General features: G+C 41.9%; 15 protein-coding genes. 3 read left to right on the top strand and 12 right to left on the bottom strand.

Going from position 1 to position 16,587, the window contains the following annotated elements; all coding sequences use genetic code 11:
* Positions 1-40 precede the first annotated feature (40 nt).
* Together DI077_RS06385 and DI077_RS06380 are read left to right on the top strand one after the other, a co-directional pair.
* Positions 41-250 (top strand): hypothetical protein, encoded by a 210-nt coding sequence (locus tag DI077_RS06385; RefSeq protein WP_242935388.1) that lies wholly within the window; start codon positions 41-43, stop codon positions 248-250.
* Positions 247-1,398: a flagellar motor switch protein FliG gene (locus DI077_RS06380; RefSeq protein WP_109018988.1), complete on the top strand. Its 1,152-nt coding sequence runs from the start codon at positions 247-249 to the stop codon at positions 1,396-1,398. The genes DI077_RS06385 and DI077_RS06380 overlap by 4 nt, the downstream gene beginning before the upstream one ends.
* On the opposite strand, the gene glpK is transcribed toward DI077_RS06380, so the two are convergent.
* From glpK to lexA, 7 genes are all read right to left on the bottom strand, one after another.
* Positions 1,392-2,888, bottom strand: a complete 1,497-nt coding sequence (glpK, locus tag DI077_RS06375; RefSeq protein WP_109018771.1) for a glycerol kinase GlpK — start codon at positions 2,886-2,888, stop codon at positions 1,392-1,394. The genes DI077_RS06380 and glpK overlap by 7 nt on opposite strands.
* 1 nt (position 2,889) lies before the next feature.
* Positions 2,890-3,846, bottom strand: a complete 957-nt coding sequence (locus tag DI077_RS06370; protein ID WP_109018770.1) for an MBL fold metallo-hydrolase — start codon at positions 3,844-3,846, stop codon at positions 2,890-2,892.
* 81 nt (positions 3,847-3,927) lie between these two features.
* A complete protein-coding gene (locus tag DI077_RS06365; protein ID WP_109018769.1) occupies positions 3,928-4,683 on the bottom strand; it encodes a CDP-alcohol phosphatidyltransferase family protein in 756 nt (251 codons plus the stop codon).
* Complete coding sequence (gene tsaD, locus DI077_RS06360; RefSeq protein WP_242935387.1) at positions 4,680-5,720, bottom strand: tRNA (adenosine(37)-N6)-threonylcarbamoyltransferase complex transferase subunit TsaD; 1,041 nt, start codon at positions 5,718-5,720, stop codon at positions 4,680-4,682. The genes DI077_RS06365 and tsaD overlap by 4 nt, the downstream gene beginning before the upstream one ends.
* An 8-nt stretch (positions 5,721-5,728) precedes the next feature.
* Positions 5,729-7,105: a S41 family peptidase gene (locus DI077_RS06355; protein WP_109018768.1), complete on the bottom strand. Its 1,377-nt coding sequence runs from the start codon at positions 7,103-7,105 to the stop codon at positions 5,729-5,731.
* Positions 7,102-7,404, bottom strand: a complete 303-nt coding sequence (locus DI077_RS06350; RefSeq protein ID WP_109018767.1) for an LA_1448 family UV-C exposure upregulated protein — start codon at positions 7,402-7,404, stop codon at positions 7,102-7,104. Before DI077_RS06350 ends, DI077_RS06355 begins: the two co-directional genes overlap by 4 nt.
* Positions 7,405-7,441: 37 nt before the next feature.
* A complete protein-coding gene (lexA, locus tag DI077_RS06345; protein ID WP_109018766.1) occupies positions 7,442-8,050 on the bottom strand; it encodes a transcriptional repressor LexA in 609 nt (202 codons plus the stop codon).
* Between the two features lie 175 nt (positions 8,051-8,225).
* Between lexA and DI077_RS06340 the strand changes: the two genes are divergently transcribed.
* Positions 8,226-9,359 carry a hypothetical protein gene (locus DI077_RS06340; RefSeq protein ID WP_109018765.1) on the top strand — a complete coding sequence of 378 codons (1,134 nt, stop codon included), beginning with the start codon at positions 8,226-8,228 and terminating at the stop codon, positions 9,357-9,359.
* Positions 9,360-9,751: 392 nt separating this feature from the next.
* On the opposite strand, the gene DI077_RS06335 is transcribed toward DI077_RS06340, so the two are convergent.
* The 5 genes from DI077_RS06335 to DI077_RS06315 form a co-directional block, all read right to left on the bottom strand.
* Positions 9,752-10,933 carry an efflux RND transporter periplasmic adaptor subunit gene (locus DI077_RS06335; RefSeq protein ID WP_109018764.1) on the bottom strand — a complete coding sequence of 394 codons (1,182 nt, stop codon included), beginning with the start codon at positions 10,931-10,933 and terminating at the stop codon, positions 9,752-9,754.
* Positions 10,934-10,940: 7 nt separating this feature from the next.
* Positions 10,941-12,266, bottom strand: a complete 1,326-nt coding sequence (locus DI077_RS06330) for a TolC family protein (protein ID WP_109018763.1) — start codon at positions 12,264-12,266, stop codon at positions 10,941-10,943.
* On the bottom strand, positions 12,263-12,889 hold the full coding sequence (locus tag DI077_RS06325) for an inorganic pyrophosphatase (RefSeq protein WP_242935386.1): 627 nt from the start codon (positions 12,887-12,889) through the stop codon (positions 12,263-12,265). The genes DI077_RS06330 and DI077_RS06325 overlap by 4 nt, the downstream gene beginning before the upstream one ends.
* The gene (locus DI077_RS06320; RefSeq protein WP_109018762.1) at positions 12,886-16,137 is read right to left on the bottom strand and encodes an efflux RND transporter permease subunit; all 3,252 of its coding nucleotides are present in this window, start codon (positions 16,135-16,137) and stop codon (positions 12,886-12,888) included. The genes DI077_RS06325 and DI077_RS06320 overlap by 4 nt, the downstream gene beginning before the upstream one ends.
* Before the next feature lie 80 nt (positions 16,138-16,217).
* On the bottom strand, positions 16,218-16,544 hold the full coding sequence (locus DI077_RS06315; RefSeq protein WP_109018761.1) for a hypothetical protein: 327 nt from the start codon (positions 16,542-16,544) through the stop codon (positions 16,218-16,220).
* Positions 16,545-16,587: the final 43 nt, after the last annotated feature.

Genomic DNA, 16,587 nt, shown 5'->3' with positions numbered 1-16,587 from the left:
TAAGATCTTGATCCGATTAACAGAATTTGAAACAGAATTGATGAATACCTTTTCACTCAGCGACCGTGATGCACGGAGACTGGAAAGAGTCATCGCGGATCTATCCGCTATAGTGGGAATGGATCATACAGAAATTTTCGATTTTTTACGTTTCGGTGTGGAGAAAGAATTAGAAGAATTGAAAGTCGATTATCATTGGGAAAAATTCAGAATCAAAATTCAGAAAAAATTGAAAAAATCAAGTTCTTGATCCACAAAGAAGGAAAAAACTACCATTTCTTTTTTGCTACACCGAACTCAGTAGCAAGAATTCAATCCACACGAGTTCCTTTTTACGATTTTCCAAAATCAAAGATAACGGAACTTCCCTCTCTCCATAGCGAACCGATTCTCATTCCTAAATTTTTGTATTCAGTCGACTGGAACCGAGTCCATTTCCCAACTCATGCAATTTACACTCCGAGTTATCTGAACCCGAAACCGGAAACAGGCGAAACCCAAATCGGGGGAAGCACCGGTGCAAGAAAAATCCTTCTAACAAAGATAAAGCGAACAAAATACGGGCAATCCAAATATCTTTCCCTAAGAGATATAGTGAATCCGAATTATTCGGAAGAAGAAGTAAACGCCAAAATAGAAGAACTCTATTTCGATCGGACAAATAAAAATTTTTTATTCCGACTGGTTCGAATTCTTTATTCAGGAAAACCGGAAGAAGAATATAAAATCGTTTCCAACTTATTCACTCATGAACCGGAGTTTGCAAAATTTCTAAGTAGCAGTATGTTCACGGCAGAAATCATTCCGCTCATACACGGACCGTTTCTGCAAAGTTTCATCTCTTCCTTTGAAGAAAGGATTATCAAATTCGAATTACCCAAACTTTCCAAACCGGTAAAAGATGTACTGCAAAAGTCGGTTTCCAAAAACAAATTTCAAATGATTTTAGACTCTCCTGCCATGGAACCAAAGGAAGGAGAAGGTTTTGTAGAAAAAATGGAAACCGAAGTCTACAGAAGGTTTTCCAGAAATATTTATTTTGAAGAAGGGAATATCTTTACTTACCGGATTCCTTCCGGAGAAGACGAAACGGAAAATCAAATCTCTTTGGATTTGGAAGACTCGCAAAAATTCAAATTATGGAAATCAAATCCTTATGTGGAATTTCTGGGATGCACAAAAACCAAACTGTTTTTCAAGACAAAGGAATGGATCGATTGTTTAAGATTTGATTGGTCTTTATCCAGGAAAGATTTGGAAGTCTATGAGTTTCACAGACTTCCACCCGAACTCGTCCTCGAGATTCCTTTTTTTCCCACGGGCCTAGCGGTAATCGGAGGCGGAATCACAAAGGAAAGAAAGGATTTCGAGTTCACCTTACAATGGTTTGATTATTGAACGGTTTTAACCCTGCGAATCGCATCATTCCAACGGGTGATTTCCTCTTTTCTCTCCGACTCTTTCATCTTAGGCTCGAATTGAGTATTTTTAGTTTCCAGTTTTTTCAAAGCGGCTACGTTTTTAAAGAACCCTCGTTCCAAGCCCGCTAAGTAGGCGGCACCAAGCACCGTAGTATCTACGTTTTGCGGGCGAATCACACGAGTGCCTAAAATATCCGCTTGAAACTGCATCAACCACTGATTGGCTGTAGCTCCTCCATCCACTCTTAAAAATTTAAGAGGTTTGCCAGTTTCCCTTTCCATGGCATGCGCGAGTTCATAAGACTGAAGTGCGATCGCTTTCAATGCGGCACGAGTGATTTGTGCAGGAGTCGTATCTCTGGACAATCCGAAGATGGCGCCTCTCGCTTCCTGATCCCAGTGAGGCGCACCAAGTCCTGCGAATGCAGGAACAAATACGATTTCATCCTTTGTTTTCAATGCTTTGACCAGTTTTTCGGAATCCTTGGAGTATTCGAAAAATTCCAAATTGTCCCGTAGAAACTGAACCACTGCTCCTCCGATAAATACAGAACCTTCCAAACAATAAACTGTTTTGCCTTCCGGGCCTAATGCCAAAGTGGTAATCAAACCTTGGTTAGAGATTCTAAATTCGTCCCCCACATTGAATAGAAAAAAGCAACCGGTTCCGTATGTATTCTTTGCTTCTCCCGGTTCCGTACAGAGTTGACCGAAGAGAGCTCCCTGTTGGTCACCGACTAACGAAGAAATAGGGATACCGTCCGGCAGGGATTTTACACCTGATGTATGACCGAAAAGATTTTTGGAATTGAATGCTTGGGGGAGAATCGCACTGGGAACCCGTAAAATTTCACATAGTTCTTCATCCCATTCCTTGGTTTGAATATTGAATAATAAAGTACGGGATGCGTTTGTATGATCCGTTTTATGTTCTTTGTGGTTGGTGAGTTTGTACAACAACCAAGTGTCGATCGTTCCGAATTGTAAGTCCCCTCTTTCCGCTTTCGCGCGAGCTCCCTTCACATTGTCCAAAATCCATTGAATTTTGGTTCCGGAAAAATAAGCGTCAAGAACGAGGCCCGTCTTGTTCCTGAAATTGGACTCAAGACTTTGTTTTTTCAAATTATTGCATATATCAGATGTTCGTCGGCATTGCCAAACGATCGCATTATAAATAGGCTTTCCCGTTTTGCGATCCCAAACAACGGAAGTTTCTCTTTGGTTCGTGATTCCGATGGCAATCGCATCTTTCGGATTCAAATCCGCCGATTTGATCACATCTCCGATGAGTTTTTGTGTTTTGGCCCAGATTTCTTCCGGGTCATGTTCCACCCAACCCGGTTTAGGATAATGTTGTTTGAATTCTTGGTAAGCGGAAGCGATCACTTTTCCTTTATCATTAAAACAGAATGTACGAATCCCGGTAGTGCCTGCATCAATTCCGATGATATATTCTTTTTTTGCCACTTTATATCTCCAATTCTAAACTTTCATGAGCCATAATGATTTCTAGTTTGCCATGGGGGTCAAACATCTCTTTGTATTTCAATGCACGTAAATAAACCAAATCCAATTTGTCATCATCATAGGAAGGATCGTGATGGAACATGATTAGTTTTTTTACTTTGGCACGAAGTGCAATATCCGTTGCGATGGAAGCGGAACTATGACCCCAATCGATCTTTTGCAAGGACTCTTCAAATGTATATTGAGTATCGAAAACAAGGATCTCCGCATCTCTGAAATAATCAATATAAGTGTCTATATTTTCCATTTCATCCAAGTTAAACTCCGCATCGGATGCGAAGATGATGGACTTTCCGTTTTCCGTAAACCGGTAGGAAAAGCTCCCTCCCGGATGACGGACCGCCTTGCTGAACGCAGTGATATGAGGACCTAATTGAACTTCTTTTCCTTCTTCTTCATAATGAAACATTTTGTTTGCGGCATAATGATCGAAGGATACAGGAAAATGGCTGAATACGAATTGATACTTTAACCGATCTTCCATGTCTTCAAAGGAAGAATGAAATTCAAAATGATTTCCGGGAAGAAACAAAGGAACAAAAAAAGGAATCCCTTGGATATGATCCCAATGCGTATGCGTAAGAATCCAGTGAGCATGCCCTCCGCCTTTTCCGAATTCGGACGGCATAATGGAATTTCCCAACTCGCGAAGTCCGGTGCCTCCGTCTATGATGATCAGGTTATCGTCCTTGTCTCGGATTTCAACACAAGTCGTATTACCACCGTAAGTTGATGATGCGGAAAAACTGAGTGAATTTAAAAACTTGCGGATACTTTGTTCGTTTTGGATATCGGTGGGGCTCGCTAAAGACAAAATCTTTTCGATTTTTTGCTTAACTCCGGTAGGACGAATCGGTGAACCAATTGAACCCCTTACTCCCCAAAACTTGATTTTCATTGCTCTTTTTTTATGATCCTTATTTCAAAAAATCAAACGTTTTATATGGAGAATCTTTTTAAATCAGTCGCAAGATTCGAATTAAACACGTAGTTCTTGGATGGTATGAATCACAAAGGAAACGATCCCGGAAAACACATAGAACCCGACAGCCCCGTACAGAAAATGCGGCCATTTCGAAATCCCAACAGCTAACACCAGTAGCGCGAGCCCGCCGAGAGCAAAAGCCATTCTTTTCCAAGTGAAGATTCCACGGATTGCTACCTGAGGTTTGGAGTAACGGATGGTTGATACCATAAGAAGCGCCGTGCAAATAAAGAAGGCAATTGCCACAAGTTTCGGAACCTGCTCCACTCGGAAAACAAGAGGGAAAATCCCCACAACTACTCCTGCGACGGGAGAAGGAAGTCCGTGAAAAGATCCCGGATCATGAGCTACATTGAATCTTGCAAGTCTGTATGCCGCACAAATGGGGAATAATGCAGCGATCAACATTCCCACAGGAAACATATCAGGCCTTCCGAAAAGATCGATTTTGTATTCGTCCAAAAACATTTTGTATGTTAAAAATCCGGGAGCGATTCCGAAAGTAGTTAGGTCGGCCAAACTGTCCAAGTCGGCTCCAAGTTCGGATGTACAATCCAATGCTCTTGCCGCCATTCCGTCAAAGCCGTCGAATAACGCAGCCAAGATGATGAATACTCCTGCCAATTGAAACAATTCATGGCTAGGTGTCGCGCTAAGTCCGATTTCGGAAGCAACCAACATGGATACAAATCCGAGTGTAAGGTTTCCGAGGGTAAGAGTGTTTGGTATCCAGGTAAGTTTTTTTTTCATATCGTTTGAGAGAGATTTCTCTTTGGGCTAACTTTAAAATTTAGAGGAGCGGTAAAACCTTTCTGCCAAAGGTAAAATCCAAGGTTTGCTATCATGGCGCCGTTGTCTGTACATAAGATTTTTTTGCTAGGATACAATAGAGTCCAATCCTGTCTTTTGGCAACCATTTCTAATTCTTCCCGGAGAGTCGAATTTGCGAGCACCCCTCCCGCACAGACAACAGTTCGGATTCCGGTATTTTTCACCGCTTTTGAAATATTACGGGTCACCAATTCAAAAGCAGTCTCTTGAAAATCGTGGCAGATTCTGGGAATATCCAAGTCTTCCTTCGGTTTTCCCTTCACATGATATAAAACAGCCGTTTTCAGGCCACTGAAAGAAAACTCGATTTTGTCAGACGAACTTTCTTTTAGTAATTTGGGAAATAGGGAACCTCTCGGCTTTTCCATTCTATCAAAAAATTTCCTGGCTTCTTTTTCGACAACCGGTCCTCCCGGATAGGGTAAGTCCAGAAGAGCGCTGACCTTATCGAAGGCTTCCCCCAGGGCATCATCCATAGTATCCCCGATGAGTTGCAAATTCCCCCAATCGGAATAACGGTAAACGGAAGAATTTCCTCCGCTGAGAAGAACCCCAAGCCAAGGAAAAGCAGGGACTTCCTTTTCTAAACTAACGACCGCAAGATGAGCTTCCAGATGATTGACAGGAACAATGGGGATGGAATGAACCAGGGAAATACATCTCGCAAGTTGAGCCCCGATCATAAGAGACCCCATAAGACCCGGGTGCGTCGTAACTGCAATATAAGCGATGTCTTTCCAATCCACATTCGCTTCGATCAAACACTCTTCCAAAAGAAGATTGATCTTTTCCAAATGAGAACGGGAAGCCAGTTCCGGCACCACACCCCTGTAAGGTGCATGGCTTTCGATCTGGCTGTAAATTTTAAGAGAAAGTAGTTTTTTGCCAGCCTCTACGATGGCGACCGAAGTTTCGTCGCAGCTGGATTCTATCCCGATCCCGATTTTCGAATTCACGACCTTATTTATTGTTCTTTGGAAATCAATTGAATCGCCTCTTTCAACTGTAAGTCCAATTCGGTATTCGGTTTTTGGAAAGAGGAAGTCGATTTGAGTTCGCTGAAAAGATAGAGTCGGACTACGGAATCTCCGATACTTAATTTTTCCGATTCCAATAACTTTTGAAAATCACGAACCACATCTTCATTGAATTCGGGATGTTCCGCGAGAAACGGTCGAAGTTTATTTTTCTTTTGCAATTTATCAAAAGCGAATTTTTCTTCATCGGTCGCAGTGATCGGTTGAACCACCAGATCAGGTGTAATCCCTGTTCCATGAATAGACTTGCCGGAAGGAGTAAAATATTTTTGAATCGTTATGGCAACGCCCGTTCCATGAGAGAGAGGAAAAATAGATTGAACGGATCCTTTCCCGAAACTCTGAGTTCCTACGATCTTGGCACGTTTGTTATCCTGTAAAGCACCGGCTAAAATCTCGGAAGCACTCGCAGAACCTCCATTGACAAGAACGGCGATCGGTACATCTAAAAACTTGGTCTCTGATTTTTCCGAACGAAATGTACGGATAAGAACTCCTCCCCTTCCCCGAACGGATACGATTTCTTTGTTATTGGGCAAAAACAAATCCGCAATCCGAATCGCGAGATCAAGTAGCCCGCCCGGGTTCATCCTCAAATCAATGATGATATTTTTTGCTCCGGAGTCTACAAGCTTACGAATGTTATCCGTAAATTCTTTTTCCGTATTTTCCCTACCCATAAACTGAGCAAGTTTGATATATCCGGTTTTGGTTTCCGGTAAAAACGCAGAACGAATGTATTGAATTTTGATCAGCTCACGAACTAGGCTGACAGTAAACGGATCTCTCACTCCCTTTCTTTCTATTTTCATAGACAGAGAAGAGCCCACATCTCCGCGCATCATAGCTATGGAATCCGAGAGGGATAGATTTTTTGTGCTCTTTCCGTTGATCTCCGTAATCCTGTCATGAGGCAGAAGGCCTGCCTTCCAAGCGGGAGTTCCCTCCAAAGGGGAAATAATGACGAAGGCACCTTCCTGAAAACTAACCTCGACTCCAATTCCACCGAAACTGCCTTTGGTCTCGTTTTGTAATTCCTGAAAATCGTCTTTGTCTAAAAACCGGGAATGAGGATCACCTAAGCTCTGCAATGCGCCATGAATCGCGCCGGTATAGATTTTTTTCTCTTCTATCGGATCGACAAAATCATTTTCAATATAAGATACTACTTCATGTAAAATCTGAAGATACGTTTCTCCGTTGGAAGAAATCGCTTTTGCTTTTTCCAAAGGGGAAAAGACCCAAGCCGCCAAAAGTAAAAAGGTAATACTTGCCCATAGAATTCTTTCTTTCTTACGAGTCATGATTCATTTCCGTAAAAGGATAGGTAGAGAGATTCGTTTTTTTCTTTTAAAGCTTGTTTTGCTTTGTCAATGGGAAGGCGGTAGATATCACATGCTTCCTCAAACAACTCCCGGTCGGATGGAGATGGCTTGTCAATGTCGGCGGTAAGACCGGTTTGAATTCTGGCTTGAGCCACCCGCTCAAGAACCCTTTTCAAATCATAAGGACTGACCGCCTCTTTTTTAGGAGCGCAAAAGCTAAGGAAAGAAAGCAATACCAAGCCGATGAAAAAAATCGGCTTTGAAGGAAGAAGGTGCATACCCCATAACCTTCCTTACCGCTCGGAATCGGGTCAATCAGTAAATTCGATACAAACCTACCAGCTTGCCTATGATCGTTGCTTTTTTTGTACGAATGGCTTTCAAGCGGGAGTTGCGAGGTTCCAAACGAATGTGGTCCGCATCCTTATAAAAAACTTTCAATGTGGCTTCATTTTCGATCATGGCAACCACGATCTCTCCGTTTCGTGCCGAATCCTTTTTCTGAATGATGGCAATATCTCCGTCACTGATCCCGGCTTCAATCATGGAATCCCCTTTCACTCTCAGTGCAAAGGTACCTGGCTTTGTAGCCAGATGATCCGGTACGGCAATATATTCTTCTATGTTTTCTTCGGCAAGGATAGGATTCCCTGCGGCCACCTGACCCAAAAGAGGAATCCCCGAGGCACGAACCAAGAGTGTATCGTCTGCATTTCCCCGCAAAAGCTCGATGGCACGACTTTGGTTTTTGGAAGTGCGGATGTATCCCTTTTTCTCTACGGCTTTGAGGTGGTCGTAAGCGCCTTTTGCAGTGATTCCGAACTGATCCCCGATCTCCCGGATGGTAGGAGGAAAGCCCTTTTCTCTTACAGTATCTGTAATGTATTGGAGTACTTGTTCTTGTTTTTCTGTAAGATCTTTCATACTTAACAGACAAATAGGAAATATCCGTTATGTCAACCAAAAAAAAGGGATTTTTTATTGCATAGAATTGAAATTTTTTTCCTTTTTCTGTATAACAAAAATTAGTTTATGCAATTGACAAAACCTTGTTAGCTTATCATCTTCACCGAAGATTATATAAAAATCAGGTAACCAAATGAAAAAAAATATTATTCTGTTAGTTGCAGGACTAACATTTGCAAGTGGGCTTTTCTCACAAGAAAACAATAAAAAATTCTATGCCAAAGTATCTCAAAATACAGTGGATTCGGCAACATTAAAGAATGCACTCGAAATCGAAAACGGTCTCTTTCTGAATCGTTCTATCGGAGGGACAACCGCTTACAGAATGCCTCAAACCAGCACCTTCAAAGGGACAGGAGTAGAACTTGGTTCCTCATTCAAACACAGCGGACTTTTACAAACCAATGTAGGATTCTTTTTTGCCAACCTATCTTCCGGAAACCAACAGGCGATCGATTACAGCAAAATTACTTTTAGTTCCGGAACAGGCTCTAGTGCCACTTCTATCCGTTCGGAGGGTACCGCTGTCTCCGAATTTACAAGCAATCGGTTGCAAACAGCCAGAATCGAATTGGTAGAGAACATTCAGTTCCTTCATGATTCCCAAAACCAATTTCTAAAAGGATTCGGAGCTCGGGTAGGATTTGAAATTTACGGAAATGAAGTGAAGTCCACATCTCCTTATTATTATGGAAATAGTTCGGCGACAACTTCCTCTTCCTCAGGCACTTCAACCACTGGAGGAAATTTTTTTTCCGTAACTTCCATTGAAAAATTAAAATATAATGAAGGTTTTGCGAACGGAGTCTTAGGTCTTGCCTATGCGGTTTCCATTAATGAGAAACATAAAATAGATTTGGGAGCGGATTATTTTAAAAGCTTTGCCAACGCGGGAAAATACACTTCCGAAACAACATCCCTTCTCATTATACCTTCCGCATCGGGAAGTGGGAGTGCATTACCCATGACAACAAAACTCACCGGAGACGTAAAAACGGAGTTAGTCGGAAACAGGCTCAGTTTCGGATATACTTACCAAGCAACGGAATCGGTAAGCATTCGTTTTACCTACCAAACAACACATTCAACCCATAAAGTAGTCGATTCCAAGGTAAAAGAACCTGGTAACTTTTTTACACTTCTCAGTGGTTCCGGTAGCGCCGGCATATTACCCTTTCTATTAGGAGGTCAGCCCGGATTCGGGCCATTTCCGGAGAACAAGGACGTAAGATCGCAGGTAGGTTTGGAAGTAGCTTATCATTATTGATTCTTTGTGAAATTAATCCCCAAACTAACCTGTTGTTTATCTATACTATTTTTTTCTCTTAATTCCATACTTTATCCAAAGGGCAAAGTTCCTTTTGATTTTTCAAAGTATGAAATAAAAGAATTACCACAAATTGATTGTTCGGAGAAAAAAACTTGTTATGAAAAATGTCAAAATATCGGAGATTGGACTTGGATCTTCTTTATGGCTCCTAGAGACTATAACTTAAGTAGTAAGGTAAAAGCTGGTTGTCATTTCGATTGTTCGCACATACGATGTTCGGCAAAAGGATAGCAGAACCCCACATAACTTTACCGTGTCTACTCAAGCAAGAATTTGCTATGCAAATCCTTGCTTGAACTAGAGTCAAATTAAGGTGCATAGCTAATAGATTATAATTTCAAATATTCGCTTTTTAAAACAAAGGATCCGTCTTTTACTATGGCATCCGTCTCGGAAACACCCGTAGTGATTTCAACCCAGCTTTCATAACTTTTTCCAAGAGAAACTTTTTTAGGAGAAAAACTTCCGTCGGCATTTCGAATGAATACGTAATTTTCTCCTTCAATTTTATGAACCGATTCGTTAGGAACAACTTTGATTTTGTTTTGCGAATTTTCGCTGACAATTCCTTTGACAACGGCTGTTACACTTTGTCCGGGACGGAGTCTGCCTCTGGAATTTCTTACTTCCAGACGGATCTCAGCTGTTTTTTTTACAGGATCGATCACATCGGAAATATGAGAAACAATGGCTTTTAACGCATCCGCACTGGAACCGATGGGATGTACTTTCGCTTCATTCCCTACTTTGATTAGATAAAGATCTTTTTCAAACACTTCCAAATTGATCCACAAAACGGAAAGATCGGCAACCGTGAATAAATTATCCCGGGCATTGACTGCTTGTCCGGTGATCGCTTCCCTGACTGTCACCGAACCGGAGATAGGTGTTCTTATAAAAAGGTTTTTGGAATTGTATTTTCCCGCTTCCAGATTTGTAATCTCGGAATCGTTCAAACCCAAATTTTCAAGAGCATTTCTGCTTGTTTCCATTTCCGCTTTTACGGATTTATAATCCATAAGAGACATTTCATATTCTTTGGCAGAAGTGACTTTTCTTTCATATAATTCTTTGGCGCGGTCCGCTTGCACTTTTAATGCTTCTAGTCTCGCTCTCGCTTTCAAATAATTCGCTTCGGTAGTTCCCAGTTCCACGGATTGAATGGAAGCAAGAGGAGAACCTTTTTTGACTTGGTCTCCTTCTTTCACAAATACGGAATTGATCCTTCCGTTGACTCGTGAGCCAACCTTCGCCACATTATTCATGTCATACGATACTGTGCCCGGAAGCTGAAGTTCTTCTTCCACTTCCTTTTCCTCCAGATAAACCAGAGAGAAAGGATGGTTTTTTTGAATCTCTTCCGAAATTCGAAATTTCGACTTATCATCCGCCAAACTTTCCGTCTTTTTGGAATTTGCGATGAACTTTACGTACCCGAAATACAAAAGACTCGCGCCCAAAACTACAATGCCTACATTACGAAATGATTTTGTTTTGTAAAAAGGTTCCATATTTTTCCTAATAATCCGAAGTATCCATTTTCCCGACTGCCGCACGAAATGCCTCTAAGGCATTATAATATAAATATATGATTTCATAATAGCTACGCAAAACATTAAGATAGGTTTTTTCCGCTTCCAAAAAAGTGACCAAATTCGAAGCTCCCCTAATATACGCTAAACGGGATTTTTCCTGAACTTCTTTGTTTTTATTGACCAAATCGAAAGCTTTGTATTCCAAAAGTTGGGACTCACGTGCCTGCAATTCCTTGATTGCTGCGGAAATCTCAGAGGTGATTTCATTTCGTTTCGCTTCCACTTCAAAACCCAATTTTTTATGTGACTCTTCGAATTTTAAAATCTCACCTTGTTTTCTATCGAACATAGGCAAAGGAATTGTTGCATAAACACCTGTAACATTTTCGTTCCCTTTGTTCAAGTATTCCATACCGAGAGTTAAAGTAGGGATCGCTTCTCTTTTTTTCAATTCAACATTCATTCGCTCTCTTTGTTGGCGAAGCTTTAAAGCGATTAAATCGGGTCTGTTCTCGATATCAAAATCGGAAAGATCGATTCCGAACTCTTTTGTGGAAAAAAATTCGAGTCTTCCTTTTACTTTCAAAGGAATCTGAGTGTCCGCAATTCCGATCAATATCCTCAGATTTTTCACCACTTGGGCACGTAAAATACGAGCGTTCCGATAATCCCGATCGATCTGAATTCTTTCCAGAGTGAGTCTGTCGTATTCCAAAAAGGAGATATCTCCCTTCTCCGCTCTGAGTTTTGTCAAATCCAGTAAGTCCTGGTAATTCTCCAAAAATTCCTTTTGAAAATTGATCTGTTCGGTAACATAAAGATAGGTCCAGAAATTCTGCCTAAGTCTCAGTCGAAAAATACGATCAAAATCGTTAAAGCTCGCAATCGTAGCAAGAAACTCTTGTTTTGCGACTTTTTCTCTCTGAGGAATCACTCCGCTCACATCAAACGGTTGATTGTAAATAATGGATGTTTCGGGAAGACCCGTGCCTGCGCTCGCCCGTGCACCCATAAACTGCTGTTGGGTGTTGATCACAGGATTATAATACAAGCTGGCGGTGATGATATCCCCCCGCGCCATTCCGATGTTTTGTTTTTCTTTCAAATACAGAGGATTGCTACTCACTGCAAATGTTTCCAGCTCTTCCAAGTTCCAGCGGGAAAGAAAATCCTCTTTGCCGAATTCTTCTCCGGCAAACATGGGATTCTCCGTATTTTTCGGTTTTTGGTCCTCATTTTCCTTCGGCAAAACATCTACGGAAAGAAAAACAAAACTCACAAAAACCAAATGACTAAAATGTTTTTTCATACGGTAACAAACTTTTTTATATAATCTTCTATTCCGAACTGGATCACTTTCAATGCTTCCGCCCGATCATAAACTTCGGTGATTTCCACAGTTCCCGTAGAAGGAGAATTCGGATCGAGTTTGTAAGTTAAAAAATAATGATGAAGTTTGTTGATGAGCGCCTTCGGTGCATCGCCTATATCTTTCATAAGACCGAACACTTCGTCACCTTTCAGAACAGCAATGATTTTGTCGTCCGCTTCACCTTTATCAATCATACGAAGTCCTCCGATGGGTATCACTGTTAGGATTGTATTTCCGTGATTGATGGGACTTGCACTTAATACGCATATATCGACAGGATCTCCGTCTCCTTTTATATCAGGTCTTCCCACCACTTCGGAACAATGTTTTCCGGACAGATCACCTGAATAAGTACGAGGAATAAAACCGTAAAGTGTCGGTGAACGGTTGCTATATTTTTGAGGGCGATCCACCCGAATGAATCCCGATGCTTTATCGATTTCATATTTAACCGGATCCTGAGGAGTCAATTCTATGAAAACATCCAACTCATCGGGAGCTTTCGGTCCCAATTCCAATCCATGCCAAGGGTGTGCTACGTAATAATTAGGCTTCATCATTTACCTTTCCTTTTTTTAGTCTGTGAAGGTTCCGGTTCATGATGACCGTGAGATTCGTCATGATCGGATTCCTCCATTTGGTATTTTTTCATTTCTTCCAGAAAATACTCATTCATCTTTTTCTCTCTTTCCGATTGTCTTCTTTCCTGTCTTTGCGCCAATTTCACCAAAAACTCGAATACGATCGGCAATAAGAATCGGGAGAGTATCGTAGCAACGAGTACCCCTCCCATAACGACGGTTGCAAGCGGTCTCTGTACTTCCGCACCCGCACTGGAAGCAATCGCCATCGGCAAAAATCCGATAATGGCCACAAGTTCCGTGGTAGCTACCGCCCGCAATGTATAGACTGCCGCTTGGACTACTGCTTTACTCGGATCTCTGGTTATTTTCAGCTGATCCTTTAGTGCGGATGCATATACCACCCCGTTCAGTACGGAGATACCGGCAGCTGCGATAAACCCGACTGCCGCAGGAATAGAGAAAGGAAGCCCACGAAGTGCGAGAGACAAGATCCCTCCCGATAAGGAAAGAGGAACCAACATAAAAACACCTAACGCATAATAAACGCTTCCGAACGCTATGAACAACATTCCGAAAATGATCGCACCTGCGATCGGGATAACAAGCCCTAGCCTTGCTTTTGCTCGGGTGAAGTTTTCAAACTGTCCTCCCCAATCCACATAATAACCTTGGGGAAGATTGGTCTCTATGGAGTTGGTTGCTTTCTGGACTTCGTTTACAAATCCGATCATATCCCTTCCGCGGACGTTTACTTCCACGAGAATTCTTCGTTTCAAACCTTCGTGATAAAGTGCCGCAGGACCTTCCGTCATAACTATGTCAGTGACCTGTCCCAAAGGAACGGTTCCGCCAAACTGAGTCATAACGGGCACGTTCTCGATCACATCAATATCCCGAACATCCGCATCAAGCCGGACGATCAGATCGAATCGTTTGTATCCTTCGTACACCTTACCTGCATTAAATCCAACGCGTAAAGTTTCGATGGTAGTTAAAATTTCTTCGGCACGTACTCCGTATCGTGCCATATTGGAACGATTCATCTTGATTTCCAAAAGAGGAAGCCCCAATAATTTTTGAACTCTAAGATCGGCTGCTCCGGGAATTTTTTTGATTTTGCCCGCGTAATTATCAGCAAGCGTTTTTAAAGTTTTGAGATCATCACCGTAAATCTTGATTACAATATCAGCTTTGGAGCCAGAAAGTAATGCATTTACCCTGTTTTCAATCGGTTGCGACAAACTGATATAAGTCGAAGGAACATTATTGGAAATCTCTTCCTTCATGAGTTCCATCAACTCTTCCCTATCTTTCGTAGTGACCCATTCTTTCCTTGGTTTCAATTTCACCATAGATTCGCCTTCTTCCGATCCGATCGGTTCAGCGGCGGATTCACCTCTACCTTGTCTGGAAACTACGGAAATGACTTCCGGAAATTTCAGCAGAATCTTTTCCATTTCCAAATTCAAATCTCGCGAATGATTTATGGCAGTGGAAGGAAGTCTCTTTATATCTACTGCGATTTCCCCTTCATCGATCCTAGGTAAAAATTCTGAACCTAATGTTCCCGCAAGCGCAAAGGAAAGTAATACAACGCCGATTCCTGTCAAAGCGAATTGTTTTTTGAATTTCATTCCATAGGTCAAAACTTCGGAATATTTATTTTGGAATTTTTCCCAGAAAGCGGACTCATGCAGAATCGGCTTCTTATAAATCAACGTCATAAGTGCAGGGAATGTGGTAATGGAATACAAAAGCGCTGCACCTAACGCAAACGCTACGGTAATCGCCATCGGACGGAACATTCTACCTTCCACTCCTTCCAAAGTCATCAGAGGAAGATAAACAAGTAGTATGATTCCCACACTGAAAGCGGAAGCCCTTACTACTTTGATACAGGATTCCATGATCACATCCTCAATCCCGTCTTCCATATCCTGGGCGGAAGTTTTTGTGATTAAAAATGTCTTTCGGATCATAAACCCGTGCAATGTGGATTCCAACATCACTATGGAACCGTCCACAAGTAGTCCGAAGTCAAGAGCACCGAGTGACATCAAGTTCCCCACGATTCCGAACATATTCATTAAAATCGTTGCAATGAGCATGGAAACGGGAATCGCCATCGCCACAGCGATGGCACCTTTTACAGTTCCCAGAGTCAAAATCAAGCATACAAGTACGATGATGGCAGCTTCTACCAGGTTGGTAAATACAGTAGACAGAGTTCTTCCGATAAACTCGGAACGATCGTAATAAACTTCGATTTTCATTCCTTTTGGCAGTTTACTTTCAATTTCTTCTACTTTTAATTTTACTCTTTTTACAACTTCGAGCGAGTTACTACCGAGTAACATCATTGCGGTTCCACCGACAACCTCTCTCTTTCCATTCATCGTTGAAAGACCGAAACGAAGTGCGGGGCCCGTTTCCACTTTAGCAATTTGACCGAGAGTCAAAGGAATCCCGTCGGAAGAAGTACGAACGGAAAGTTTACTGATATCTTCTACGGACTTAAACTGACTTTCTCCACGAATAACAAACTGCTCTTCTCCCTTTTGAATGTATCCACCGCCTAAGTTGATATTGGCGCCTTCCAAAGCTTCCGTGATATGGGAAAGAGTCAGATTCATGGAAAGGAGTCGTTTGGGATCGATCTTGATCTGGAACTGTTTTGCATCTCCCCCGATTACGTTCACGTCGATAATTCCCTTAACGGATCTTAGCTGGCGAGCCACTTCCCATTCCATCATGGTTCGGAGTTCTTCAGGGGTATGGGTTTCGGATACCAAAGCGATTTCATAAATATCTCCCAGACCTGTCGCCACAGGAGACAATTCGGGACGTCCGTAGGATTTCGGAATGAAGTTTTCCGCCTGCTTCAACCTTTCGTTTACCAACTGTCTGGCAAAATAGATGTCCGTTCCATCTTCGAAAATAACGGTTACGGAACTAACACCTGTTCGTGAAATCGAACGAATCTCGGTTACCTTCGGCATTCCGTTGAATTCCAATTCCACCGGGTACGTGATAAACTGTTCCACTTCCAAAGGAGAAAGCCCCGGAACGGAAGTCACTGCGGATACTTGAACGTTTGTTACGTCAGGAATCGCATCAATCGACAAATGAAGGGCATTGTACAATCCTAAAATGGTAAGAACCGCAGTGACTACGAGAACCGCCGCCCTTTTGTGAATGGAAAATTGAATGATTTTTTCTAACATGAAACCGTAGCCCCTTTAAGCATGAATCAACTGAAATCTTCTGCGGGTAGAGCTATACCTACCCTAACAGCTAGCAAGAACTAGGCCAAAGTGGGAGGGGGGAGGCTAATTAGAAAAAAAATAAGATAAGTTTCCTGAATCATTTCATTTTCAGAAAAAATGAAAAATGAAATGGAACTGGAAGGAGCTTCCCAAAGGGAAAAAGAGCTTAAAAGCAGTAGATTCGGAGCATTTTGTTTTTTAGGAGCGAGAGAAATGACCCTAGTCGTTTCTTCCAATTCGAAGGAATGGTATTCGGTTGCTAAATCTTCCAGGGGTGCAACAAAGCGATCATCTACAATATTGAAGTTGATAAATACAGAGAGAATGAGTAAAAAAAGAGTATCTACTATCTTTTTAAGTCGCAAAAAGGAACACCCATCTCCATGATCTCCCGTCTACCATCCGGTT

The sequence above is a fragment of the Leptospira kobayashii genome (genome assembly GCF_003114835.2).
GTDB lineage: Bacteria > Spirochaetota > Leptospiria > Leptospirales > Leptospiraceae > Leptospira_A > Leptospira_A kobayashii.
The sequence above is the reverse complement of the archived record's forward strand: the minus strand, read 5'-3'. Positions and strand labels throughout refer to the sequence as shown.

What these genes read in the sequence shown, in the direction of transcription:
- DI077_RS06385 (WP_242935388.1), top strand. Translation starts at nt 41, where the DNA reads ATGAATACCTTTTCACTCAGCGACCGTGATGCACGGAGACTGGAAAGA.
- DI077_RS06370 (WP_109018770.1), bottom strand. Translation starts at nt 3,846, where the DNA reads ATGAAAATCAAGTTTTGGGGAGTAAGGGGTTCAATTGGTTCACCGATT.
- DI077_RS06365 (WP_109018769.1), bottom strand. Translation starts at nt 4,683, where the DNA reads ATGAAAAAAAAACTTACCTGGATACCAAACACTCTTACCCTCGGAAAC.
- DI077_RS06355 (WP_109018768.1), bottom strand. Translation starts at nt 7,105, where the DNA reads ATGACTCGTAAGAAAGAAAGAATTCTATGGGCAAGTATTACCTTTTTA.
- DI077_RS06350 (WP_109018767.1), bottom strand. Translation starts at nt 7,404, where the DNA reads ATGCACCTTCTTCCTTCAAAGCCGATTTTTTTCATCGGCTTGGTATTG.
- lexA (WP_109018766.1), bottom strand. Translation starts at nt 8,050, where the DNA reads ATGAAAGATCTTACAGAAAAACAAGAACAAGTACTCCAATACATTACA.
- DI077_RS06340 (WP_109018765.1), top strand. Translation starts at nt 8,226, where the DNA reads ATGAAAAAAAATATTATTCTGTTAGTTGCAGGACTAACATTTGCAAGT.
- DI077_RS06335 (WP_109018764.1), bottom strand. Translation starts at nt 10,933, where the DNA reads ATGGAACCTTTTTACAAAACAAAATCATTTCGTAATGTAGGCATTGTA.
- DI077_RS06330 (WP_109018763.1), bottom strand. Translation starts at nt 12,266, where the DNA reads ATGAAAAAACATTTTAGTCATTTGGTTTTTGTGAGTTTTGTTTTTCTT.
- DI077_RS06325 (WP_242935386.1), bottom strand. Translation starts at nt 12,889, where the DNA reads ATGATGAAGCCTAATTATTACGTAGCACACCCTTGGCATGGATTGGAA.
- DI077_RS06320 (WP_109018762.1), bottom strand. Translation starts at nt 16,137, where the DNA reads ATGTTAGAAAAAATCATTCAATTTTCCATTCACAAAAGGGCGGCGGTT.